18 protein-coding genes and 2 pseudogenes are annotated in these 24,396 nt (G+C 73.8%); 15 read left to right on the top strand and 5 right to left on the bottom strand.

What is annotated here, in order from left to right:
- The first annotated feature begins 81 nt into the window (after nt 1-81).
- Nucleotides 82-1,863, top strand: a complete 1,782-nt coding sequence (locus tag ACQP1S_RS22830) for an ABC transporter ATP-binding protein (RefSeq protein ID WP_432898958.1) — start codon at nt 82-84, stop codon at nt 1,861-1,863.
- Between the two features lie 152 nt (nt 1,864-2,015).
- Entirely contained in the window at nt 2,016-2,753 is a 738-nt protein-coding gene (locus ACQP1S_RS22825) for a DUF2470 domain-containing protein (protein WP_432898955.1), read from the top strand.
- Nucleotides 2,754-2,925: 172 nt separating this feature from the next.
- Here the strand turns inward: ACQP1S_RS22825 and ACQP1S_RS22820 are convergent, their stop codons facing one another.
- The 3 genes from ACQP1S_RS22820 to ACQP1S_RS22810 are packed head-to-tail and all read right to left on the bottom strand — an operon-like array spanning nt 2,926 to nt 5,017.
- Entirely contained in the window at nt 2,926-3,519 is a 594-nt protein-coding gene (locus tag ACQP1S_RS22820; RefSeq protein WP_432898952.1) for a TetR family transcriptional regulator, read from the bottom strand.
- Between the two features lie 5 nt (nt 3,520-3,524).
- The gene (locus ACQP1S_RS22815) at nt 3,525-4,280 is read right to left on the bottom strand and encodes an ABC transporter permease (RefSeq protein ID WP_432898949.1); all 756 of its coding nucleotides are present in this window, start codon (nt 4,278-4,280) and stop codon (nt 3,525-3,527) included.
- Nucleotides 4,277-5,017, bottom strand: coding sequence for an ABC transporter ATP-binding protein (locus ACQP1S_RS22810; RefSeq protein ID WP_432898946.1), 741 nt, complete (start codon nt 5,015-5,017; stop codon nt 4,277-4,279). The genes ACQP1S_RS22815 and ACQP1S_RS22810 overlap by 4 nt, the downstream gene beginning before the upstream one ends.
- A gap of 107 nt (nt 5,018-5,124) precedes the next feature.
- On the opposite strand from ACQP1S_RS22810, the gene ACQP1S_RS22805 reads away from it, so the two are divergent.
- From ACQP1S_RS22805 to ACQP1S_RS22780, 6 genes and pseudogenes are all read left to right on the top strand, one after another.
- The gene (locus ACQP1S_RS22805; RefSeq protein ID WP_091237438.1) at nt 5,125-5,511 is read left to right on the top strand and encodes a MerR family transcriptional regulator; all 387 of its coding nucleotides are present in this window, start codon (nt 5,125-5,127) and stop codon (nt 5,509-5,511) included.
- The gene (locus ACQP1S_RS22800) at nt 5,508-6,494 is read left to right on the top strand and encodes an aldo/keto reductase (RefSeq protein ID WP_432898943.1); all 987 of its coding nucleotides are present in this window, start codon (nt 5,508-5,510) and stop codon (nt 6,492-6,494) included. Before ACQP1S_RS22805 ends, ACQP1S_RS22800 begins: the two co-directional genes overlap by 4 nt.
- Nucleotides 6,495-6,789: 295 nt before the next feature.
- A pseudogene (locus tag ACQP1S_RS22795) lies at nt 6,790-7,488 on the top strand (phosphoribosyl-AMP cyclohydrolase); the annotation flags it as partial.
- Between the two features lie 174 nt (nt 7,489-7,662).
- Entirely contained in the window at nt 7,663-8,112 is a 450-nt protein-coding gene (hisI, locus tag ACQP1S_RS22790; protein WP_425413126.1) for a phosphoribosyl-AMP cyclohydrolase, read from the top strand.
- Nucleotides 8,109-9,662, top strand: a complete 1,554-nt coding sequence (locus ACQP1S_RS22785; RefSeq protein ID WP_091237434.1) for an anthranilate synthase component I — start codon at nt 8,109-8,111, stop codon at nt 9,660-9,662. Before hisI ends, ACQP1S_RS22785 begins: the two co-directional genes overlap by 4 nt.
- Nucleotides 9,659-10,255 (top strand): Trp biosynthesis-associated membrane protein, encoded by a 597-nt coding sequence (locus ACQP1S_RS22780; protein WP_432898940.1) that lies wholly within the window; start codon nt 9,659-9,661, stop codon nt 10,253-10,255. Before ACQP1S_RS22785 ends, ACQP1S_RS22780 begins: the two co-directional genes overlap by 4 nt.
- On the opposite strand, the gene ACQP1S_RS22775 is transcribed toward ACQP1S_RS22780, so the two are convergent.
- Nucleotides 10,248-10,541, bottom strand: a complete 294-nt coding sequence (locus ACQP1S_RS22775; RefSeq protein ID WP_091237429.1) for a hypothetical protein — start codon at nt 10,539-10,541, stop codon at nt 10,248-10,250. The genes ACQP1S_RS22780 and ACQP1S_RS22775 overlap by 8 nt on opposite strands.
- Nucleotides 10,542-11,017: 476 nt before the next feature.
- Here ACQP1S_RS22775 and trpC point away from each other — a divergent pair, with 476 nt between their 5' ends.
- The 5 genes and pseudogenes from trpC (at nt 11,018) to ACQP1S_RS22750 (ending at nt 16,658) form a co-directional block, all read left to right on the top strand.
- Complete coding sequence (gene trpC / locus ACQP1S_RS22770; protein WP_432908226.1) at nt 11,018-11,821, top strand: indole-3-glycerol phosphate synthase TrpC; 804 nt, start codon at nt 11,018-11,020, stop codon at nt 11,819-11,821.
- Between the two features lie 111 nt (nt 11,822-11,932).
- A complete protein-coding gene (gene trpB, locus ACQP1S_RS22765; RefSeq protein WP_432898936.1) occupies nt 11,933-13,168 on the top strand; it encodes a tryptophan synthase subunit beta in 1,236 nt (411 codons plus the stop codon).
- 4 nt (nt 13,169-13,172) lie between these two features.
- Nucleotides 13,173-13,976: a tryptophan synthase subunit alpha gene (trpA, locus tag ACQP1S_RS22760; RefSeq protein ID WP_432898934.1), complete on the top strand. Its 804-nt coding sequence runs from the start codon at nt 13,173-13,175 to the stop codon at nt 13,974-13,976.
- A 239-nt stretch (nt 13,977-14,215) separates the two neighbouring features.
- Nucleotides 14,216-15,456, top strand: a pseudogene (lgt, locus tag ACQP1S_RS22755) (prolipoprotein diacylglyceryl transferase).
- Nucleotides 15,457-15,467: 11 nt separating this feature from the next.
- The gene (locus tag ACQP1S_RS22750; protein WP_432898931.1) at nt 15,468-16,658 is read left to right on the top strand and encodes an FAD-dependent oxidoreductase; all 1,191 of its coding nucleotides are present in this window, start codon (nt 15,468-15,470) and stop codon (nt 16,656-16,658) included.
- Nucleotides 16,659-16,838: 180 nt separating this feature from the next.
- On the opposite strand, the gene ACQP1S_RS22745 is transcribed toward ACQP1S_RS22750, so the two are convergent.
- The gene (locus ACQP1S_RS22745) at nt 16,839-17,684 is read right to left on the bottom strand and encodes a GNAT family N-acetyltransferase (RefSeq protein ID WP_432898928.1); all 846 of its coding nucleotides are present in this window, start codon (nt 17,682-17,684) and stop codon (nt 16,839-16,841) included.
- 146 nt (nt 17,685-17,830) lie between these two features.
- Between ACQP1S_RS22745 and gltB the strand changes: the two genes are divergently transcribed.
- Complete coding sequence (gltB, locus tag ACQP1S_RS22740; RefSeq protein WP_432898926.1) at nt 17,831-22,486, top strand: glutamate synthase large subunit; 4,656 nt, start codon at nt 17,831-17,833, stop codon at nt 22,484-22,486.
- On the top strand, nt 22,479-23,987 hold the full coding sequence (locus ACQP1S_RS22735) for a glutamate synthase subunit beta (RefSeq protein ID WP_432898923.1): 1,509 nt from the start codon (nt 22,479-22,481) through the stop codon (nt 23,985-23,987). Before gltB ends, ACQP1S_RS22735 begins: the two co-directional genes overlap by 8 nt.
- Nucleotides 23,988-24,396 lie beyond the last annotated feature (409 nt).

Below are 24,396 nucleotides of genomic sequence, written 5' to 3'. Positions count from 1 at the left end.
CGTGAACGAAGGGTTGGCCCGGTGAGCGTGAGGAGTGCAGCGCAGCGGAGCCCCGCAGTCGTGAACGGAAGGTCGGCACCGGTGAGCGCCAGTGATGGGGACGAGCGGGTCGAGGGGACCTGGCAGACGTTGCGGCGGGGGTTGGCGCTCTCGCCGGAGCTGCGTACCGGCCTGGCCGGCACCATCGCGCTGGCGCTGTTCTACATGGTCGGCCGGGTGGCCGTGCCGGTGGCCGTGCAGCGCGGCATCGACCAGGGGATCGCGGTGCCCGGTGGCCCGGATCTGGGGGTGATCGTCACCGTGGTCACCGCCACGGCGGCGGTGCTGGTGGCCACCACCGCCTGCGGTTACCTGATGATGCGGCGACTGTTCACGGTCAGTGAGACCGCGTTGGCCAACGTCCGGACCAGGGCGTTCCGGCACGTGCACGACCTGTCGATGCTGCACCAGCAGTCGGAGCGGCGCGGTTCGCTGGTCTCCCGGGTGACCAGCGACGTCGACCAGATCACCCAGTTCCTCCAGTGGGGCGGGGTCATCCTCCTGGTCAACCTGGGTCAGCTCGCGGTCACCACGGCGGTGATGCTGGCGTACTCCTGGCAGCTGACGCTGGTGGTGCTCGTCGCCTTCGCGCCGGCGGTGCTGATGATCCGGCTGTTGCAGCGTCGGTTGGCCGGGGCCTACGGGGTGGTCCGGCAGCGGATGGGCACCCTGCTCGGCACGATCGCCGAGAGCGTGGTGGGTGCGCCGGTGATCCGGGCGTACGGGGTTTCCGGCCGGACGGCCCGCCGGTTGGACACGGCGATCGAGGGGCAGCGGGTGGCCCAGCAGCGGGCGATCCGGATCAGCATCATGGGCAGCTCGGTGGGGGAGTTGGCGGCCGGGGTGGCGCTGGCCGGGGTGGTGGTGGTCGGGGTGTCGCTCGGGGCGGACCGGACGCTGTCCGTCGGCCAGCTCACCGCCTTCCTGTTCCTGGTCACCCTGTTCATCCAGCCGGTGCAGATCGCCACCGAGGTCCTCAACGAGGCGCAGAACGCCATCGCCGGTTGGCGGCGGGTGCTCGACGTGCTGGACATCGCGCCGGACGTGGCCGACCCGGGGGAGCAGGGCCGGGAGTTGCCGGCCGGGCCGTTGGACATTCGCTTCGCCGGGGTGACGTTCGCCTATCCGGGCGGGCCGCCGGTGCTGCACGGCGTCACCCTGGACATCGCGGCGAAGAGCCGGGTGGCGGTGGTCGGCGAGACCGGCAGCGGCAAGACCACCTTCGCCAAGTTGCTCACCCGGCTGATGGACCCGACCGAGGGGCGGGTGCTGCTGTCCGGGGTGCCGCTGGACGAGGTGCGGTTCGATTCGTTGCGGTCCCGGGTGGTGATGGTGCCGCAGGACGGGTTCCTGTTCGACGCCACGGTCGGGGACAATGTCCGCTTCGCCCGTCCCGAGCTGACCGACGCGCAGCTCACCACCGCCTTCACCGAGCTGGGCCTGGCCGACTGGTTGGACGGTCTGCCGGCGGGCCTGGCCACCCCGGTGGGTGAGCGGGGGGAGGCGCTGAGCGTCGGGGAGCGGCAGTTGGTGGCGCTGGCCCGGGCGTACGTGGCGGATCCGGATCTGCTCGTCCTGGACGAGGCGACCAGCGCCGTCGACCCGGCCACCGAGGTACGCCTGCAACGCACCCTGGACGCGGTGACCCGGGGTCGGACCACGCTGGCCATCGCGCACCGGCTCTCCACCGCGCAGGCCGCCGACGAGGTGGTGGTGGTGGACCGGGGCCGGATCGTGCAGCGCGGCCCGCACGAGGAGCTGCTCCGCGACCCCGACTCGGTGTATGCCCTGCTCTTCGCCTCCTGGCTGGAACAGACCCGCTGACGTTCGACGTGGGCACCGGGGCGGGGGAGCACCGCCCGGGTCGGGCGTCGCCGAAAGCGCGTCCCACGGTGGAGTCGGTGGTCGGTGGACGCCGTCGCCCCGGGTGCTCTACGCTGCGGTTAGGTAAGGCTAACCTTTATCGGAGGTGCCCGGTGGCCCCGACCCCTGCTGAGCTGATCCGCACCCTGGTGGCCGGTCGGCTGCCCGGCCTGGTGCACCTCGCCCACCGGCCCGGACCGTTCCACGTCCGGCACGCCACCGACCTGGAGGGGCGGGTGCTGCTGCTCGTTCCGGTCTTCAGCGACCTGGCCGCCGAACTGGACCCGGGTGCCGCCCGGGACGTCGCCGTGGTGCTCGACGTGCTCGACCTGCCCCCGGCCGCCGGAGCGCCGTCGGCCGGTCGGGCCTGGGTCTCCGGCTGGGCGGTGCCACTGGACGGCGAGTCGGCCCGCCGCGCCGCCGTCGACTTCGCCGCCGTGGACCCGACCGGTGATCTGCTCGACGTGGGGAGCCGCTTCCGGCTGCACCGCTTCGAGGTGGCCGAGGCCCGGCTGGAGACCGCCGGCGTGGTGCACCGGGTCGATCCCGGCGAGTACGCCGCCGCCGAGCCGGACCCGCTGCACGCCGACGAGGCCGCGCTGCTGGCCGACCTCGCCGACCACCACGGGCCGGAGGTGGTCGCGTACCTGCGCGGTCGGCTCCACCTGACCGGCGACGAACCCCGGGTGGTACGCCTCGACCGCTACGGCCTAGTCGTGGCGTACGGCCGCCCCGGCGACCGCCGCCGGGCCCGCCTGCCCTTCCCCCACCCGCTCGCCGACCCGGCGGACCTGCCCCACCTCCTGCACCCCCTGCTCCCCCTCCCCGCCCCCGCCCACCACCACCCCTGACCCGCCCCCCGCCCCCGCTCCACTCGCCGCCTCCCGCCCGCCGCCGGCGGCTCCCGGTGATCAAGAGGTTTACGTCATGCCGGACGGCTGTCGTGACGTAAACCTCTTGATCACCGGGGCGGGGCCGGACGGGACCGGGCGGGACGGGGCCGGACGGGCGGGGCACGGGGGGTTAGGGGAGGGGGGCGGTGAGGTAGCGGTGGATGGTGGGGCCGAGGGTGGCGGCCAGGGTGTCGGGGGTGGCGGAGGCGACCGGTTCCAGGCGGATGACGTAGCGCATCATGGCCAGGCCGATCATCTGGGTGGCCACCAGTGCGCCGCGTAGCGGCAACTCCGCCGGGTCCAGGTCGAGTTGGTCGAGCACCCGGCGGAGCACCTGGGTGACCAGGAACTCGCGCAGCAGCCGGGCCGTCCACTCGTTGTTGGTCGCCGAGCGGAGCAGCGCCACCGCCGCCGACCCGGCCGGCGAGTCCCACACCCCGAGGAACGTGCGGACCAGCCGTTCCCCGATCCGGTCCGGGTCGCCGACCAGCACGGCGGGCAGCAGCACGGCCGGGTCGATCGGGATGTCGATGGTGGCCCGGAACAGCTCCTCCTTGCTGCCGAAGTAGTGGTGCACCAGGGCCGGGTCCACTCCGGCGGCGGTGGCGATCTGGCGGATCGAGGCGGCGTCGAAGCCGCGTTCGGCGAAGGCCGACCGGGCGGCGGTGAGGATCGCCTCCCGGGTGTCCGGGTTGCCGGGGCGGCGGCCGGTCCGTCGGATCACCGGGATCACCCGCTGCGTCGGCGCAGGGTCGCCGCCGCCAGCACCAGGGCCGCCAGTGCCGCACCGGCCACGATCGTCACGTCCCGCCACATCAGGCCGGTCGGTTCGGCGTGTGCGCCGACCTCCTGGAGCGCCTCCACCGCGTACGACAGGGGCAGCACGTCGCTGACCGCCTGGAGCCAGCCGGCCATCTGCCCGCGCGGCACGAACAGCCCGCACAGCAGCAGTTGCGGGGCGACCACCACCGGCATGAACTGCACCGCCTGGAACTCGGTACGGGCGAAGGCGCTGCAGAACAGCCCCAGCGCGACGGCCAGCACGGCGTTGACCGCGGCGACCAGGATGACCAGCCCGGCGGCCCCGGCCGTGGCCAGCCCGAACAGCCAGTACGCCGCAGCGGTGGCGACGGTCGCCTGCACCACCCCGGCCAGCCCGAACGCGATGCCGTAGCCGAAGAGCAGGTCGAGCTTGCCCAGCGGGGTGGTGAGCAGCCGTTCCAGCGTCCCGCTGGTGCGTTCCCGCAGCATCGCGATGCTGGTCACCAGGAACATGATGATGAACGGGAAGAAGCCCAGCATCACCAGGGCGACCCGGTCGAAGGGGGCCGGTTGGCCGGGTGGGGCGGGCTGGTCGGCGTACATGTAGTAGACCAGGGTGAGCAGTACCGTCGGCACCACCACCAGCAGCGCCACCGTACGCCGGTCGTGCCGCAGTTGACGCAGGATGCGTCCGGTGGTGGCGGCCAGGATCGTCGGTTTCACGCCGCCTCCCCGGTGGTCGTCGGGTCGGTCCCGCCGGCCCGGATCAGGCGCAGGAACGCCTCCTCCAGGTCGTCCACCCCGGTCGCGGCGCGGACGGCGTCGGGGGTGTCGTCGGCGATCAGCCGGCCTTGACGGATCAGCAGCAGCCGGTCGCAGCGGGCCGCCTCGTCCATCACGTGGCTGGACACCAGCAGGGTGGTCCCGGCGGCGGCCAGGGCGTGGAACCGGGCCCACAGGTCGGCCCGCAGCACCGGGTCCTGCCCGACCGTGGGCTCGTCCAGGACGATCAGTTCCGGTTCGCCGACGAGCGCGCAGGCCAGCGAGGCCCGGCTGCGTTGCCCGCCGGAGAGGGTGCCGACCAGTTGGCCGGCGGCGGCGGCCAGGCCGACGTCGGTGACCGCCCGGTCGGCGTCGGCGGCGGGGCGCCCCTGGAGGGTGGCGAAGTAGCGGGCATTTTCCCGGACCGTGAGGTCGGCGTAGACGCTGGGTGCCTGGGTCAGGTAGCCGACCCGGTGGCGCAGCTCGGCCGTGCCGGCCGGTCGGCCCAGCACGGTGACCGTGCCCGAGTTGATGGTCTGCACCCCGACCACGGCCCGCATCAGGGTGGTCTTGCCGCTGCCGCTCGGGCCGAGCAGCCCGGTGACCGCGCCGCGCGGCACCGTGCAGCCGATGCCGTCCAGCACCCGTCGTCGACCCCGGTCGACGACCAGGTCGCGGACGGCGATGGCGTCGTCCATCGCGCCTCCTCAGAAACTCATCGTTCGTTGAAATCAACGCTAGATGAATTAACCGACCGCGCGCAACTGTTGACTTCGAGCGCGCTCGAACTGGAAGCCTGGAGCCCGTGGACATCAGCACGCGGGACAGCGGCCTGTCGGTCGGCGAGGCGGCGGCCCGGGTCGGCCTGACCACCTACACGCTGCGCTGGTACGAGCAGGAGGGGCTGGTCGCCCCGGTCGGCCGCGACTCGGCCGGCCGCCGCCGCTACACCCAGGGCGACCTGGACTGGCTGGTGCTGCTCACCCGGTTGCGCCGCACCGGCATGCCCGTGCGCGACATGCGCCGGTACGCCGAGCTGGCCCGCCTGGGCGACCGGACGCTGGCCGCCCGCCGGGCGCTGTTCGAGAGCCACCGCATCCGGGTGCTGACCCGGATGGCCGAACTGGAGGAGGACCTCAAGATGCTCGACTACAAGATCGATCTCTACCGCCGCACCGAGGAGGAACGATGATCCGTCGACAGATCGGGGCGGGCGGTCCGGAGGTCTCCGCCATCGGGCTGGGCTGCATGGGCATGAGCTTCGCCTACGGCGGGCCGGACGACGCCGAGTCGACGCGCACCCTGCACCGTGCCCTCGACCTGGGGGTGAACCACCTCGACACCGCCGACATGTACGGCTTCGGCGCCAACGAGCGGCTGCTCGCCCCGGTGGTGCGGGCCCGTCGCGACGAGGTCTTCCTGGCCACCAAGTTCGGCAACCGGCGCACCGCCGACGGCTCCGGGGCATACGTCGACAGCAGCGCCGCCTGGGCCCGTCAGGCCTGTGACGCCTCCCTCGGCCGGCTCGGGGTCGACACCATCGACCTGTACTACCTGCACCGTCGCCACCCGGGCACCCCGATCGAGGAGACCGTCACGGCGATGGCCGAGCTGGTCGAGGCGGGCAAGGTGCGCCTGCTCGGCTTGTCGGAGGTCAGCCCGGCGACCCTGCGGACGGCCCACGCGGTGCACCCGATCTCGGCCGTGCAGATGGAGTACAGCCTGTTCACCCGGGACGTCGAGGGGGAGATGCTGGACACCTGCCGGGAGCTGGGGGTGACGCTGGTGGCGTACTCGCCGGTCGGGCGGGGGCTGCTCACCGGGGCGATCACCGGCCGGGACCAGCTCACCGAGGGTGACTGGCGGGCGGCGGCGCCCCGGTTCGCGACGGAGAGCCTGGACGCCAACCTGCGCCTGGTGGCCGCCGTCCGGGCGGTGGCCGACGAGATCGGCTGCACGCCGGCCCAGGCCGCCCTGGCCTGGCTGCTCGCCCAGGGCCCGGACGTGCTCCCGATCCCGGGCACCAAGCGGGTCCGCTACCTGGAGGAGAACGCCGCCGCCGCCGAGCTGCGGCTCACCGCCGCCCAGCAGGCCCGGCTGCGGGAGGCGGTCCCCGCCGATGCGGTGGTCGGCGCGCGGTATCCGGCCTCCGGGATGCAGACGGTCGGGCACTGACCTGCGCACCGGGCGCGGCGCTGCCGGCACCGGCCGGCAGCGCCGCCGGGGCCGGCGCGCCGGCCCGACCCCGCGCTGCCGGCGTGCCACCTGCGCGGCGGGGCCAGGGTCCCGGCCGCATCGGTCGGCAGCGATCCATCGGGCGCCAGCCTTCGTATCGGACTTTAAGCATCGTCCCGGGCACTAGCCCCCGACTCGGGGCGCTTGTCTTGGGATCGGGCGCTAGCCTTCGGATCGGACAGGAAGTCCGCCTTCGGGCATTGCGCCCCGATCGGACCTACGGCACGATGGCGCGGTGGATCACGCTCCGTTGCCGGAGGCCGCCTTCCTGGCCGACTGGACCGACCGGTTGCGCGCTTCCGCCGAGCGCCCGGTGGTCGGGATACTGCTGCGCGGTAGTCACGCCCGGTCGGCCGCCACCGCCTACAGCGACGTCGACGTCGACGTCCTGGTCGCCGCGGCCAACCAGCCCGCCCCGCCGGGCTCGGCACACCCGCCGCCGCCGTCGGATTCGGCCGAGACGCCGTACGATGCCCGCCGCGCCTATCTGACCGAGGTGGACGGGCGGATCGTGCACGTCTCGGTGGCCGCCCGGGACGTCCGCACCTGGGTCGACCGGCTCGGCGAACCGGCCGACTGGGCGTTCGGGCTGCCGGTGACCACCCCCGCCCGACTGCTCTGGGCCGACCCGACCTGGCGTCGCCGGATCGACCTGCCGGTGCTCTGCCAACCCGCCGACCAGCCCCGCCTGGAGGAACTGGTCGCCACCCTCGGCAAGGTGGCCGGGGCCCTCGCCGCCGACGACCCGCTCGGCGTCCGGCTGGCCGCCGCCGACCTGGCCCGGCTCTGCCCGTGCGTGCTGCGACCGGCCAACCCGGGCGTCCGGGTGGCATCCCGCCGGACCGCCTTCGCCGCCGCCCTGGACCTGCCGGTCGCGCCGCCGGGCTACCGCGACGACATGCTGCTCTGCCTGGGGGTACGCCCCGCCACTGCCGTCGAGGTCGGTGCCGCCGCAGCCCGCCTGGTGACCGGGGTGCTCCCGCTGGTCCGCCCGTACGCGGACCGGATCGCCGAGACGGCCGGCCCGGACCTCGCCCTGGCGTTGCGCGACGGTCGGCTGGACGGGTACGTCGTCCAGTTGTCCCGGGCGATCGGGGACGGGGCGCAGGTGCCCGCGCCGCGTGCGGGACAATCGGTAACTGTGCCCGTACCTGACTCTGCTCCCAGCGACGGCGGACCCGCCGCCGCGGCCCGCCCGTCCCGTCTCGACCCGGCCATCGCCGCCCGGCTGCGCCGCACCCCGGACGGCCTGGTCGCCGCGGTCGTGCGCCAGCACGACACCGACGAGGTGCTGATGGTCGCCTGGATGGACGACGAGGCGCTGCACCGCACCCTGACCACCGGCCGGGCCACCTACTGGTCACGCAGCCGCCGGGAGTACTGGGTCAAGGGTGCCACCTCCGGCCACCACCAGTACGTCCGTTCGGTGGCGCTGGACTGTGACGGCGACGCGTTGCTGGTCGGCGTGGACCAGGTCGGCGCGGCCTGCCACACCGGCGAGCGCACCTGCTTCTTCACCGAACTCCCGGTCACCTCCCCGCAGGGAGCGTCCTCATGACCGACGGCGCGCTCAGCCCGGACCTGGCGGGCTTCGTGGCGGCGGCGGCCCGGTGGCGGGTGGTGCCGGTGACCCGGCGGCTGCTGGCCGACGCGGAAACCCCGGTGGGGGTCTACCGCAAGCTGGCCGGTGGGCCGGGCACCTTCCTGCTGGAGTCCGCCGAACAGGGTGTCGGCTCGGCCGGCATGGCCTGGTCGCGGTACTCGTTCATCGGGGTGCGCAGCAGCGCCACCCTGGTCGAGCGGGACGGTGTCGCGACGTGGACCGGCACCCCGCCAGCCGGGGTGCCGGCCTCCGGCGACCCGGTGCACGTGCTGCGGGAGACCGTCGCGGCGCTCGCCGGTGGGACCCCCGACCCGGATGCCGGCCTGCCGCCGCTGACCGGCGGCATGGTGGGCTACCTGGGGTACGACCTGATCCGCCGGTTCGAGCGGCTGCCCGAGCTGACCGAGGACGACCTCGGGGTGCCCGAACTGGGCATGATGCTCGCCACCGACCTGGTGGTGCTCGACCACTACGACGGCTCGGCGATCCTGGTCGCCAACGCGGTGCTGCCACCGCTGGACGACCCGGACCGGGCGGAGCGGGTCACCGCCGCCTACCACCATGCGGTGGGTCGACTCGACGCGATGACCACCGCGCTGTCCCGACCGATTCCGCCCATGATCTCGACGGTGGGTCGGCCACCGGCCGGCAACGTGGTCAGCCGGACCCCCGACGGCGGTTACCCGAAGGCGGTCGAGGCGGCGAAGGAGGCGATCCGGGCCGGGGAGTGCTTCCAGATCGTGCTGGCCCAACGGTTCGAGCGGGCCACCGACGCCGACCCGCTGGACGTCTACCGGGTGCTGCGGACCACCAACCCGAGCCCGTACATGTACCTGCTCCGCTTCGACGGGTTCGACATCGTCGGCTCCTCCCCGGAGGCACATCTCAAGGTCAACGCCGACACCGACGGGCAGCGCCGGGCGATGCTGCACCCGATCGCCGGGACCCGGCCGCGCGGGGCCACCCCGGTCGCCGACGCCCGGCTCGCCACCGAGCTGCTGGCCGACCCGAAGGAACGGGCCGAGCACGTGATGCTGGTCGACCTGGGCCGCAACGACCTGGGCCGGGTCTGCCAGCCGGGCACCGTCCAGGTGCCGGAGTTCGCCACCATCGAGCGGTACAGCCACGTGATGCACATCGTCTCCACCGTGGTGGGCACCCTGCGCGAGGACCGGACGGCCTTCGACGCGCTGGCCGCGACCTTTCCCGCCGGCACCCTGTCCGGTGCACCGAAGGTCCGGGCCATGGAGATCATCGAGGGGTTGGAACCGGTCCGCCGGGGCCTCTACGGCGGCACCGTGGGCTACTTCGGGTTCGGCGGCGACCTGGACATGGCGATCGCGATCCGTACCGCGCTGATCCGTGACGGTCGGGCGTACGTGCAGGCCGGGGCGGGGGTGGTGGCCGATTCCGATCCGGCCGCCGAGGACCAGGAGACCCGGAACAAGGCCGCCGCCGTGCTGGCCGCGATCGCCGCCGCCGAGACTCTGCGACCGGCCCGGTGAACGGCACCGGGGCCGGCGGGACGAACGCGACCGGCCCGTCCGCCGTTGCCTCGACCGGCCGGCGCGAGTTGACGTACGCCGTGCTGCTCTGCCTGGTCGGTGCGGGCCTGGCCAGCTGGGCGGCGACCCGGACCTGGTCGGTGGAGGTGCTCGCCCGGGGGGCGCTGCCGCCGACCCGGCAGGACCGCTCCGGGGCGGACCTGCTGCCGTGGCTCTCCGCGTTGGCGCTGGTCGCGCTGGCCGGTGGCGGTGCGGTGCTGGCCACCCGGGGACGGCTCCGGCAACTGCTCGGCGGCCTCATCACCCTGCTCGGCCTGGCGGTGGCGGTCGGCGGCGGCTACGGGCTGGTCGCCGACGTCGGTGCCGAGGCGCACCGGCAGTGGCCGGCGCTCTGCCTGCTCGGCGGGCTGGTGGCGGCCGGCGGGGGCCTGTTCACCGCACGGCGCGGTGGGGGCTGGCCGGCGATGGGCGCCCGTTACGAGCGGACGGCACGCACCGATGCCCCGGACGGGCCGGGCCTGCCGATCGCCGACCGGGGCAACCGGGCGGCGTGGGATGCGCTCGACCGGGGTGAGGACCCGACCGTCAGCTGACGGGCTGCGGGGCGCGGGCGGCGTGCCGGTCCTGGCTCGCGTGCCGGTCCCGGGCCGCGGCCCGGGTGGCGGCCAGTTCGGCGACCAGGCGGTCCAGTTCGGCGCGCTGGTCGGCGCGGGCCCGGTCGGCGCAGACCGCCTCCCAGGCGTTGCCCCGGGCGGTCCGCACCCGCCCCTCGCCCGCCACGACCCGTTCCAGGGTGTGCACGACCTCGACGGCCAGCGAGACGACGGTTCGGGAGATGGTGGTGAGTCCGATGCCGGCGTTCGGCTCCGCAGTGCTCATAGATCACCCCGCACGATGAGATCCGATGGTGGGCAGGCGCATCGTCGAGTCTGCCCGAAACCGATGCTGCCGGACTCACGTTTCGCCCTGGTGACGGGCCGGTCAACGGCCCTCACCTGCACCGGACGGGCGTCCTTGAGCTTCGTCACAGCCGCCGGGAGCCGGGCCGAGCTGCGCGCCGCGCCGGGACGTGATCTCATAGCGTATGGGTGTCGATCGATGGTCCGGAGTGCTCCGGACGACTGATGTCGATGACACCGACCGACGGGTATGGTGGCGCTGCGTGACATTCCGTTCACCGGAGGTCCGGCATCATGCCACAGCCCATTTCGTGAGGAGCGCCATACCCCCGGCGCTTGTCGCCAGGTGGCGCCCCCTAGCATCGGCCCATGACACCCGGAGAGGGGAGTCCGTTGGTGACTGCTGAGCATGCGCACGCAGAGGGGGACGGGGCCGGTTCGGCGGCGTCCACAAGCGTGCTCGACGAGATCCTGGCCGGCGTCCGCGAGGATGTGGCGCGGCGGCAGGAGCAGCTTCCGCTGGAGCGGCTGCGCGAACTGGCCGCCGCCGCGCCGCCGCCGCTGGACGCGTACGCGGCCCTGCGCAAGCCCGGCGTGGCGGTGATCGCCGAGGTGAAGCGTTCCTCGCCGAGCCGGGGCCGACTGGCCGAGATCGCCGATCCGGCCGAACTGGCCGGTGAGTACGCCTCGGGCGGCGCGCGGGCGATCAGCGTGCTGACCGAGGGGCGCTGGTTCGGCGGCTCGCTCGACGATCTGGCGGCGGTCCGCGCGGCCGTACAGGTGCCGGTCCTGCGCAAGGACTTCGTGGTCTCCAGCTACCAGGTGCACGAGGCCCGGGCGCACGGGGCCGACATGGTGCTGCTGATCGTCGCCGCGCTGGAGCAGAACGCCCTGGTCGGGCTGCTGGAGCGGATCGAGTCGCTCGGCATGTGCGCGCTGGTCGAGGTGCACACCGAGGAGGAGGCCGACCGGGCCCTGGAGGCCGGCGCGCAGGTGATCGGGGTCAACGCCCGTGACCTGCGTACCCTGGAGGTCGACCGGTCCGTGTTCGAGCGGATCGCCCCCGGCCTGCCCAGCAGCGTCGTCAAGATCGCCGAGTCCGGCGTGCGGGGCCCGCACGACCTGATCCGGTACGCCTCGGCCGGCGCCGACGCCGTCCTGGTGGGCGAGGGCCTGGTCACCCAGAAGAGCCCCCGCGAGGCGGTCGCCGAGCTGGTCAACGCCGGGAACCACCCGGCTACGCCCCGCCCGGCGCGCTGACCCGACGGGCAGATCTGCGCAGCGAGAGGACATCGCGATGAGCGAGCGCGAGCGATTCGTCACCGGCGACGCGACGGAGCGTCGGCGCGCGGCCGGCCGGGGAGCGGCGGCATGAGCGCCGACGTGTCGACCCCGGCCGAGCGGTTCCCCGACTCCGCCGGTCACTTCGGCCGGTTCGGTGGCCGGTTCGTCCCCGAGGCGCTGGTCGCCGCGCTCGACGAGCTGGACGCCGCGTACCGCAAGGCGATGACCGACGAGGAGTTCCTCGCCGAGTTCGCGGCCCTGCTGCGCGACTACGCCGGCACCCCCTCCCTGCTGTACTCCGCCGAGCGGTTCTCCGCCAAGGTCGGCGCGCGGGTGCTGCTCAAGCGGGAGGACCTCAACCACACCGGCGCGCACAAGGTGCGCAACGTGCTGGGCCAGGCGCTGCTCACCCGGCGGATGGGCAAGCGGCGGGTGATCGCCGAGACCGGTGCCGGCCAGCACGGGGTGGCCACCGCCACCGCCGCCGCCCTGTTCGACCTCGACTGCGTGGTCTACATGGGCGAGGTGGACACCGAGCGGCAGGCGCTCAACGTGGCCCGGATGCGGATGCTGGGCGCCACCGTAGTGCCGGTGACCACCGGCTCGCGCACCCTCAAGGACGCGATGAACGAGGCGATGCGGGACTGGGTCGCCAACGTCGACGACACCCACTACCTGATCGGCACCGCCGCCGGCCCGCACCCGTTCCCGGAGATGGTCCGGGACTTCGTGCGCGGCATCGGTGACGAGGCCCGTCAGCAGTGCCTCGACCTGACCGGTGGGCTGCCGGACGCGGTGCTCGCCTGCGTCGGCGGCGGCTCCAACGCGCTGGGCATCTTCCACGCCTTCGTGCCCGACACCGACGTGCGGCTGTACGGCTTCGAGGCCGGCGGCGAGGGCGTGGACACCGACCGGCACGCGGCCAGCATCACCGGCGGCAGCGCCGGGGTGCTGCACGGCGCCCGCACGTACGTGCTGCAGAACGCCGACGGCCAGACCATCGACTCGCACTCGATCTCCGCCGGCCTGGACTACCCCGGGATCGGCCCCGAGCACGCCTGGCTGCACGACACCGGCCGGGCCCGCTACCAGCCGGTGACCGACCGGGAGGCGATGGCCGCGTTCGAGCTGCTCTGCCGCACCGAGGGGATCATCCCGGCGATCGAGAGCGCGCACGCCCTCGCCGGCGTGGTGCAGGTCGCCCCGCAACTCGCCGCCGAGCTGGGCCGGGAACCGGTCCTGGTGGTCAACCTCTCCGGTCGTGGTGACAAGGACGTGCACACCGCCGGTGAGTACTTCGGCATCCTCGACAAGGAGCAGTGAGACCGTGAGCCGGATCGGGGTGGCCTTCGACAAGGCCCGGGCCGACGGGCGGGCCGTCCTGGTCGGCTGCATGCCGGCCGGGTTCCCCACCGTCGAGGGCAGCATCGCCGCGATGACCGCCATGGTCGAGGCCGGGGTGGACGTCATCGAGGTGGAGATCCCCTACTCCGACCCGGTGATGGACGGCCCGGTGATCCAGAAGGCCAGTGACATCGCGCTGGCCGGTGGCGTCCGTACCGCCGACACGCTGCGCATCATCGAAGCGGTCGCGGCCACCGGGGCGCCCGTGGTCACCATGACCTACTGGAACCCGATCGAGCAGTACGGGGTGGACGCGTTCGCCCGGGACCTGGCCGCCGCCGGGGGCACCGGCCTGATCACCCCCGACCTCATTCCCGACGAGGCCGGCGAGTGGCTGGCCGCCTCGGACGCGCACGGGCTGGACCGGACGTTCCTGGTCTCCCCGTCGTCCACGGACGCCCGGCTGCGGATGACCGTCGGGCACTGCCGGGGCTTCGTCTACGCCACCGCCATCATGGGGGTGACCGGGGCCCGGCCGCAGACCTCGGACGCCGCCCCGGTGCTGGTCTCCCGGCTGCGGGAGGTCACCGAGCTGCCCGTCGGGGTGGGGCTCGGCGTCGGCACCGGCGCGCAGGCGGCCACCGTCGCCGGGTACGCCGACGGGGTGATCGTGGGCAGCGCGTTGATCCGCCGCCTGCTGGAGGCACCGGACCTCGACGCCGGCCTGGCCGCCCTGCGTACCCTCTCCGCCGAACTCGCCGAGGGCGTCCGCAACCCCACCCGCTGAGCCGCCGCCCAGCGGGGCCTTCCCACCCGGCTCGACCCGGCCCCCGCCCGACCTGGCCTGTCTGGGGCTGATCAACTCAATGGGGGCGAAATGGCGGTATCCGCCGGAGTGGATACCGCCATTTCGCCCCACCGGTGTCAACCGTGGGACCGGGTCGCGGTGGGGTGGAGCGGCCCGGCGGCAGGTCTGACCGGACCGGGGTGCCACGGCGGGGGTCCGCAGCGGTAGCCTGTGCACCCGTGACCCACGTCTCGATGACGCCCTTGGCGGCGCTGCCCAGCCCGACGACCGCCGTCTGGCAGCTCGGGCCGGTCCCGCTCCGGGCGTACGCCCTCTGCATCGTCGCCGGCATCGTGGTTGCCTGTCTGGTGACCGAGCATCGGCTGCGCCAGCGCGGCGTCGCCCCCGGCGCGGTGCTCGACATCGCGGTCTGGGCGGTCCCGACCGGCATCATCGGCGCCCGGATCTACCACGTCATCACCTCACCCGAGAAGTACTTCGGCACCGGTGGCGACCCCTGGAAGGCCTTCGCCATCTGGGAAGGCGGTCTCGGCATCTGGGGGGCCGTCGCCGGTGGCGCGGTCGGCGCCTGGATCGCCGCCCGGCAGCTCGGCATCCCGCTCTCGGTGGTGGCCGACGCCCTGGCCCCGGGCCTGCCGCTGGCCCAGGCGGTGGGCCGGCTCGGCAACTGGTTCAACAACGAGCTGTACGGCGGGCGGACCAGCCTGCCGTGGGGCCTGGAGATCCACCGGATGGACCCGGACAATCCCGGGCACGCGCTGCGCGACGACGCCAACCAGCCCATCCTGGAACCCGGCCTCTACCACCCGACGTTCGCCTACGAGGCGCTGTGGAACCTCGGCGTCGCCGGCCTGGTGTTCGCCCTGGACCGCCGGTTCAAGCTGGGTCGTGGCCGGGCCTTCGCGCTGTATGTGATGGGCTACACCGCCGGCCGGTTCTGGATCGAGCTGATGCGCAGCGACGAGGCGAACCGGATCCTCGGTGTCCGGCTCAACGTGTGGACCGCCGGCCTGGTCTTCGTCGGCGCGCTGATCTACTTCCTGCGGGTGCGAGGCCCCCGTGACTACCTGATCCCGATCGACGCCCCCACGCCGGCCCCGGTGACCGGCGGCGACGTCTCCCAGGTCGACCTGTCCCGTACCGGTAAGGGATCCGCGCCGGTCGCGCCGGTGGGCTACCAGGTGGTCGACGAGGAACAGTTCACCACGTACCAGGAGACCGGGGTGCGGCCCGCCGGACCCGCCGACGACGACGTGCCGGTGACCGACGACCAGCCCTCGGGCCACGACGACCGGTCGTCGGAGCCCGACCGGCTCAGCGGCGGTGCGGACGCGACGGCCGGCGGTGACCGACCCGCCGGAAGCGGTGACGGGCCCGACGCGGGCGACGGCACCGACGCGCCGGCGGGGCCGACCGGGCCGGCGGCGCGGGTGGCCGGCCCGCCGACCGGGACAGCTGAGCGGGCGCGGCGTGCGCAGCGCGGTGGTGGTCGGCGCCGGGCTCGGCGGGCTGTCGGTGGCCGGGGCGCTGGCTCGCTCCGGCTGGCAGGTCACCCTGCTGGAACGGGCCGACCGGGTCCGCCCGGAGCCCACCGCCGTGGTGCTGTGGCCCAACGGGGTACGCGCCCTGCGGGTGCTCGGCCTCGGCGCCGGCCTGGACGCCATCGCCACCCCGCTGCCCGACGGCGGCATCCGCCGCCCCGACGGTCACTGGCTGGCGCAGCCCCGGCCCACCCCGGCCGACCGGATGCCGGTGGTCGTGCACCGGGAGGATCTGCACGACGCCCTGATCGCCGGCCTCGGCGACCGGGTCGAGCTGCGGACCGGGGTCGCGGTGGACAGCGTCCGGGCGAACGCCGACGAGCGGCCGGGAGTCGGGCTGAACGGACAGTTCCTCGAGGTGGACCTGGTGGTCGCCGCCGACGGCACGGACAGCGTGCTGCGCCGTCAGCTCGCTCCCGAGGCCGCCGTGGTCAGCTCCGGCTGCGCCGCCTGGCGGGCGGTGATCCCCTGGTACCGCGCGCCGCTGCCGGCCGACCAGCCGGTCGGTGGCGAGGTGCTGGGTGCCGGCTACCGCTTCGTGGCCGCCTCGCTCGGCGAGCGGGGGTCCTCCGGCGCGTCCCGTCGGGGTGGCATCTACTGGGTGGCCACCGCCGCCGGTGCGCCCCGCCCGGAGCCCCCGCAGACCCAGCTCGCCCTGCTCAAACGCTGGTACGCGGGCTGGCCCGCGCCGATCGGCGACCTCCTGGCGGCCACCGAGCCCGCCGACCTGGTCCAGCAGGAGATCCGTGAGCTGCGCCCGCTACCCCGGGCGTACGGCTTTCCTGCCGGGCCGGGCGGGGTGGTGCTGCTCGGCGACGCCGCCCACGCCATGCCGCCGCACCTCGGGCAGGGCGCCTGCCTGGCCTTCGAGGACGCGGCCACCCTGTCGTCGCTGCTGCGGGAGTCCCGGCTGCCCGACGCCGTGCTGGCGTACGACCGGTTGCGCCGTCCCCGGGCGGCCACCGTGGTCCGGCAGACCCGCCGGATGTCAGCGGTGCTCCAGACCCGGGGCCGGCTGGCCTTGCGCGCGCGTGACGCGGCCCTCGGCACGATCAGCCCCCGCCTGCTCTCCGGCGCCGCCGCCGCAGCCGCCGCCTGGCGCCCCCCACCCACCCCCTGACCCACCCCCACCCCCTCCCCGCCGCGCGCCCCCGCCCCCGCCCGTCCCTGGTCGGTGATCAAGAGGTTTACGTCATTCGCGGCGCATTTCCTGACGCAAACTTCTTGATCACCGGGCCGGGCCGGGCCGGGGCGAGCCGGGGCGGGGCGGGGCGAGCTGGGGCGGGGGAGGGTGGGGAGGTCAGATGAGGGCGGTGGGTTCGGCTATGCAGGCGGTGCCGATGCGGCGGAAGCCGACGCGGAGGTAGATCCGGGCGACGTCCTCGCTGCCGGCGGAGAGGAAGACCAGGTCGGTGCCGGCGTCGCGCAGGGTGCGGGCCAGGGTGGCGGTGACCGCCGCGGCGAGCCCCCGGTGGCGGGCGGCGGGCAGGGTGGCCACCCCGGCGATCTCGGCGATGTCGTCGACCCGCATCGCCATCCCGCTGGCCAGGGCGCCGTCGTCCGGCGTCCAGGCGATCGCCGAGATTCGCCGGCCGTCGGCGATCCGGGCCCGTTCCTCGTCCAGCGCGGCGACGTCCAGTTCGGTCATCGCGGCGTCCCGCTCGGCCGGGCCGGCGTCACCCCGGGCGGTGCCGGCGGCGGAGAAACCGACCGCGGCGACCGCGCGCCGGGCCGCCACGTCGAGCGCGAAGCCGGGCGCATCCGGGTCCAGCACCCGCACCGGTACGTCGGTGAGCGTCGCCGGGTCGGCCGGGGTGGCACCCGGGTCGAGCACCATCAGCGGGGCCTCCAGCACGCTCAGGCCGGCGGCCCGGGCGGTGGCGAGCAGGTCCGGGGTGGTCTCGTGCACCCACTCGAACGCCTCCGGCAGGCCCAGCTCGCGTTGCCGTTCGCGGACCGTGTGCACGTCGGCCAGCGAGGGTGTCGCGGTGGCGTCGAGGCGGGGTCGGGCATAGAACGGCCAACCGGCCCCGTCCCGGGCGAACAGCACCAGTGCGCCGTGTTCCTCGGCGCGGGCGGCGTCCCGGGGCACCGCGTCATAGAAGCGTTCCAACCGGTCGAACAGGTCGCGGTGTGCAGGATCCACCGCGCGAGACTACACGTCCCAGAGTCTGGAAGGTGTGATCAATCTGCACTGGCCCTGCCCGGGCCGCCCTAACGTAGACTCAACAGACCGCCCTGGGCCGACGTCGTCCCGACCATGAAACAACCTGAGTGACGACAGGAGACCCGGTGGCCCTTCCGTACCCGCACAGCCCGCAGCCGGTCCCTTCCGCGGCCGGTCTGTACGACCCGGCGCACGAGCACGACGCGTGCGGGGTGGCCTTCGTGGCCGACCTCTACGGGCGGCGCTCCCACGCGGTGGTGGCGAACGGCCTCGGTGCGCTCTGCCGGCTCGACCATCGCGGTGCCCGGGGCGCCGAGCAGAACACCGGCGACGGCGCGGGCATCATGATCCAGGTTCCGGACGCGTTCCTGCGCGCGGTGGTGGACTTCCCGCTGCCCCCGGCCGGCCAGTACGCCACCGGCCTGGTCTTCCTCCCCGACGACGACGGCGGCGAGGCCCGCGCCCGTCAGGTGGTGGAGAAGTACGCCCTGGTCGAGGGGGCCGAGGTGCTCGGCTGGCGCGAGGTGCCGACCGACCCGAGCGGGCTGGGCGAGACGGCGCTGGCGGCGATGCCCCGGATCCGGCAGCTCTTCCTGGCCGCGCACCGGCTCACCGACACCCCGGCGGGCCCGGCCGGCTCCCCACTGGCCGGCATCGACCTGGACCGGGTGGCGTTCTGCGTCCGTAAGCAGGCCGAACGGGAGACCGCCGAGCGGGGGGTGACCGCATACTTCCCGTCGCTGTCGGCGCGGACGATGACCTGGAAGGGGATGCTCACCCCCGACCAGTTGCCGGAGTTCTTCCCGGAGCTGACCGACGCGCGGGTCGACAGCGCGATCGCGCTGGTGCACTCCCGGTTCTCCACCAACACCTTCCCGTCCTGGCCGCTGGCCCACCCGTACCGGTTCATCGCGCACAACGGCGAGATCAACACGATCCGGGGCAACCGGAACTGGATGCAGGCCCGCGAGGCGCTGCTGCGTAGCCCGCAGCTGGCGGGCAACATCCGGCGGGTCTTCCCGGTCTGCACCCCGGCCGCCTCCGACTCGGCCAACTTCGACGAGGTGCTGGAGCTGCTGCACCTGGCCGGTCGGAGCCTGCCGCACGCGGTGCTGATGATGATCCCGGAGGCGTGGGAGAACGACCCGGCGATGAGCCCGGACAAGCGCGCGTTCTACCGCTTCCACGCCAGCCTGATGGAGCCGTGGGACGGCCCGGCGTCGGTCGCCTTCACCGACGGTGAGGTGGTCGGCGCGGTGCTGGACCGCAACGGCCTGCGGCCGGGACGCTGGTGGCGTACCGCCGACGGGCTGGTGGTGCTGGGCAGCGAGGCGGGCGTGCTCGACCTCGACCCGGCCACGGTGGTCGCCAAGGGCCGCCTCCAGCCGGGCCGGATGTTCCTGGTCGACACGGTCAACGGCCGGATCGTCTCGGACGACGAGATCAAGACCGAGCTGGCCGCCGCCCAGCCGTACGACGAGTGGCTGCACGCCGGCCTGATCGAGCTGGACGACCTCCCGCCCCGCGAGCACGTGGTCTACACCCACGACTCGGTGCGCCGGCGGCAGCAGACCTTCGGCTACACCGAGGAGGAGCTGAAGATCCTGCTCGCCCCGATGGCCCGCACCGGGGCGGAGCCGCTCGGCTCGATGGGCACCGACACCCCGATCGCGCCGCTGTCGACCCAGCCCCGGCTGCTCTACGACTACTTCCACCAGCTCTTCGCGCAGGTCACCAACCCGCCGTTGGACGCCATCCGGGAGGAGCTGGTGACCAGCCTGGCGTCGACCATCGGCCCGGAGGGCAACCTGCTGGACCCGGGCGCGGCGAGCTGCCGGCAGATCGTGCTGCCCTACCCGGTGATCGACAACGACGAGCTGGCGAAGCTGCTCGACGTCGACGAGGACGGTGACCTGCCCGGCTTCAAGGCGGTCCGGGTCTCCGGGCTCTACCGCATCCGCGACGGCGGGGCCGGCATCAAGGCCCGGCTGACCGAGATCTGCCGGCACGTGTCCGAGGCGATCGAGGACGGCGTCCGCATCCTGGTGCTGTCCGACCGGGACTCCAACGCCGACCTGGCGCCGATCCCGTCGCTGCTGCTCACCGCGGCGGTGCACCAGCACCTGGTGCGGGAGCAGACCCGGACCCAGGTGGCGCTGATCGTGGAGTCCGGCGACTGCCGCGAGGTGCACCACGCGGCGGTGCTCATCGGGTACGGCGCGGCGGCGGTCAACCCCTACCTGGCCTTCGAGTCGGTGGAGGACATGATCGCCACCGGGGCCCTGGCCGGGGTGGAGCCGGCGAAGGCGGTCCGCAACTATGTCAAGGCGCTCGGCAAGGGCGTCCTGAAGATCATGTCCAAGATGGGCATCTCGACGGTGTCGTCGTACTGCGGCGCGCAGGTCTTCGAGGCCGTCGGCCTGGACACCCGGCTGGTCGACCGCTATTTCCGGGGCACTCCCAGCACCATCGGCGGGATCGGGCTGGCCGGGATCCACGCCGAGGTCGCCGCCCGGCACGGGCAGGCCTGGCCGACCCCCGGCACCGTCGGCTCCGACCGGTTGGAGGTGGGCGGCGAGTACCAGTGGCGGCGCGAGGGCGAGCTGCACCTGTTCAACCCGGAGACGGTCTTCCTGCTCCAGCACGCCACCCGCAGCCGGCAGTACGACGTGTTCCGCCAGTACACCGCCAAGGTCGACGAGCTGGCCGCCCGGGCCGGATCCCTGCGGGGGCTGTTCACTCTGCGTACCGGGCTGCGCCCGGCGGTGCCGATCGAGGAGGTCGAGCCGGCCACCGAGATCGTCAAGCGGTTCGCCACCGGGGCCATGTCGTACGGGTCGATCTCGGCCGAGGCGCACGAGACGCTCGCCATCGCGATGAACCGGCTCGGCGGCAAGTCCAACACCGGCGAGGGCGGCGAGGACGTCGACCGGCTGCACGACCCGGCCCGCCGCTCGGCGGTCAAGCAGATCGCCAGCGGGCGCTTCGGGGTGACCAGCGAATACCTGGTCAACGCCGACGACCTCCAGATCAAGATGGCGCAGGGCGCAAAGCCCGGCGAGGGCGGGCAGCTGCCCGGCAACAAGGTCTGGCCGTGGATCGCCCGGACCCGGCATGCCACCCCCGGCGTCGGCCTGATCTCCCCGCCGCCGCACCACGACATCTACTCCATCGAGGACCTCGCCCAGCTGGTGCACGACCTCAAGTGCGTCAACCCGGCCGCCCGGGTGCACGTCAAGCTGGTCAGCGAGGTCGGCGTGGGCACGGTCGCGGCCGGGGTCGCCAAGCTCAAGGCCGACGTCATCCTGATCTCCGGGCACGACGGCGGCACCGGCGCGTCCCCGCTCAACTCGCTCAAGCACGCCGGCACCCCCTGGGAGCTGGGCCTGGCCGAGGCGCAGCAGACGCTGCTGCTCAACAAGCTGCGCGACCGGGTCACCGTGCAGGTCGACGGCCAGCTCAAGACCGGTCGGGACGTGGTGGTGGCGATGCTGCTCGGCGCGGAGGAGTTCGGCTTCGCCACCGCCCCGCTGATCGTCGAGGGCTGCGTGATGATGCGGGTCTGCCACCTGGACACCTGCCCGGTCGGCATCGCCACCCAGAACCCGGTGCTGCGGGAACGCTTCACCGGCCGGCCGGAGTTCGTGGAGAACTTCTTCCTCTTTCTCGCCGAGGAGGTCCGCAGCTACCTGGCCGAGCTGGGCTTCCGCAGCATCGAAGAGGCGATCGGGCAGACCGAGGTGCTCGACGTCGTACCGGCGATCGACCACTGGAAGGGTCACGGGCTCGACCTGGCCCGGGTGCTGCACACCCCGCAGCTGCCCGAGGGCGCCGCCCGGCGCGGCATCCGGGCCCAGGACCATGGCCTGGAGCTGGCCCTGGACAACGAGCTGATCGCGCTGGCCCAACCGGCGCTGCGCGACGGCAGCCCGGTGCGGGTGGAGGTGGCGGTGCGCAACGAGCACCGCAGCGTCGGCGCGATGCTCGGTGGCGAGGTGACCCGCCGCCACGGTGGTGCCGGCCTGCCGGACGACACCGTGGAGTTCGTGCTGCGGGGCACCGCCGGGCAGTCCTTCGGCGCGTTCCTGCCGCGCGGGGTGACCCTGCGGCTGCACGGCGACGCCAACGACTATGTCGGCAAGGGGCTCTCCGGCGGCCGGATCGTGATCCGCCCGGACGCCGCCGCGCCGTTCGTCGACCCCGAGGCCGCCGCCGGGCAGCGCGCCGAGGACCAGATCATCGCCGGCAACACCATCCTGTACGGGGCCACCGGCGGCGAGCTGTTCCTGCGCGGCCGGGTGGGTGAGCGCTTCGCGGTCCGCAACTCCGGCGCGGTGGCCGTCGTCGAGGGCGTCGGCGACCACGGCTGCGAGTACATGACCGGTGGCACGGTGGTGGTGCTCGGTGCGACCGGCCGCAACTTCGCCGCCGGCATGTCCGGCGGTACGGCGTACGTGCACAAACTGGACACCGGCCGGGTCAACGCGGAACTGGTCGACCTGGCCCCGCTGCGCGACGCCGAGCGTGAGCTGCTGCACGACCTGGTGCAGCGGCACGTCGCGGAGACCGACTCGGCGGTCGGCGCGGAGCTGCTGAAGAACTGGGCGGAGGCGGTGGAGGAGTTCACGGCCGTGGTCCCCCGGGACTACCGCCGGGTAATGGAGATCATGAAGGCCGCCGAAGCCGCCGGCCGCGACGTCGACGACGCGGTCATGTCAGCGCTGACCGCGTCGGTGCCGCCCGTCCCGCGGGCGGTCGCCCAGGAGGTGGCTCGTGCCTGACCCGAACGGTTTCCTGCGTTACGAGCGGCAGCTGCCGGCGCGTCGCCCGGTGGCGGTGCGGATCACCGACTGGCGCGAGGTCTACCCGCCCGCCGGTGCCGAGCTGATCCGGGAACAGGCCACCCGCTGCATGGACTGCGGCATCCCGTTCTGCCACGACGGTTGCCCGCTGGGCAACCGCATCCCGGACTGGAACGACCTGGTCCGCACCGGCAACTGGGACGCTGCGGTCGAGTCGCTGCACGCCACCAACAACTTCCCCGAGTTCACCGGCCGGCTCTGCCCGGCGCCCTGCGAGGCGGCCTGCGTCCTCGGCCTGGGTGGCCAGCAGCCGGTCACCATCAAGCAGGTCGAGGTGGAGATCGCCGATGCGGCGGTGGCCCGGGGCGGGCTGAACCCCCACCCGGTGCCGGCGTCGACCGGCCGGTCGGTCGCCGTGGTCGGTTCCGGGCCCGCCGGGCTCGCCGCCGCCCAGCAGCTAGCCCGCGCCGGTCACGCCGTCACCGTGTACGAGCGGGACGACGCGATCGGTGGCCTGCTCCGGTACGGCATCCCCGACTTCAAGCTGGAGAAGCAGCACATCGACCGGCGGGTGGCCCAGCTGGCCGCCGAGGGTGTGCAGTTCCGTACCGGCGTGAACATCGGCGTCGACGTGAGCGCCGAGGAGTTGCGGGGCCGGCACGACGCGGTGCTGCTGGCCTGCGGCGCGCTCCAGGGCCGGGACACCCCGGAGACGCCCGGTCGGCCGCTGCGCGGCGTCCACCAGGCGATGACCCACCTGGTCGCCGCCAACCGGGTGGTCGCGGCGGCCGGGGACGGTCGACCCGCGCCGGCGGTGCTGCCCGACGGCATGCCGATCGACGCGGCCGGCAGGCACGTGGTGATCATCGGCGGTGGCGACACCGCCGCCGACTGCCTGGGCGTGGCCCACCGGCAGGGCGCGGCCGGCGTCCACCAGCTCGACCTCTACCCGGAGCCGCCGCACGGCCGGGACGCCGAACGGGACCCGTGGCCGACCTGGCCGTGGGTGCTGCGCAACTATCCGGCGCACGAGGAGGGCGGCGACCGGGTCTTCGCGGTGGCCGTGCAAGAGTTCGTGGACGACGGCACCGGCCAGGTCAAGGGCGTCCGGATCGCCGAGGTGACGGTGGAACGGCGCGACGGGCGACGGGTGGTCACCGCGCTGCCCGGCTCCGAGCGCGAGCTGCCGGCCGACCTGGTGCTGCTGGCCATCGGCTTCGAGGGCACCGAGGAGCAGCCGCTGCTGGCCCAGTTCGGGGTGACCCGCAACGCCCGGGGCGCGGTCGACGCCCGCCCCGACTGGCAGACCGACGCTGACGGCGTCTTCGTCGCCGGGGACATGCACCGTGGAGCGTCGCTGATCGTCTGGGCGATCGCCGAGGGACGGGCTGCCGCCGCCGCGATCCACTCCTACCTGGGCGGGATCGGTTCCCTGCCCGCTCCGGTCGACCCGGCCCGCCAACCCCTCGCCGCCCGCTGACCCCCTAACCCGCTGTTCCGCTCGGTTCGCTGTTCCGCTCGGTTCGCTGTCGCGTTCGGTTCGCGGTCTCGCTCCGTTCGCTGTTCCGCTCGGTGTGCTCGACCGGCTGGCCCACCCCGACGGAGCAGAGCGATTGGTGGCCGTCAGTCGACCTGGTCCGCAGGTCGGCTGACGGCTGGGGTCGCCCGGTCCACTCCGCCAGTTGGCAGCTGGTTTCGCGGCATGACCTGTCACGGTTCCCGTGCTGTACCTGTCCCGGGTTTCGTGCTGTGCGCCAGGGCCGTTGCGGGTCGGCCCCCGGGCGGGGGGGCACTGTCTCGCAGAGGAAGCTATGCCCAGCAGGCATGAATATGCCTGCTGGGCATAGTGCTCTCCGGGGGTTGCTGTTCCGGCCGGGTCGAAGCTGGCC

It is taken from the genome of Micromonospora matsumotoense (genome assembly GCF_050951065.1).
GTDB classification, from domain to species: domain Bacteria; phylum Actinomycetota; class Actinomycetes; order Mycobacteriales; family Micromonosporaceae; genus Micromonospora; species Micromonospora matsumotoensis.
The sequence above is the reverse complement of the archived record's forward strand: the minus strand, read 5'-3'. Positions and strand labels throughout refer to the sequence as shown.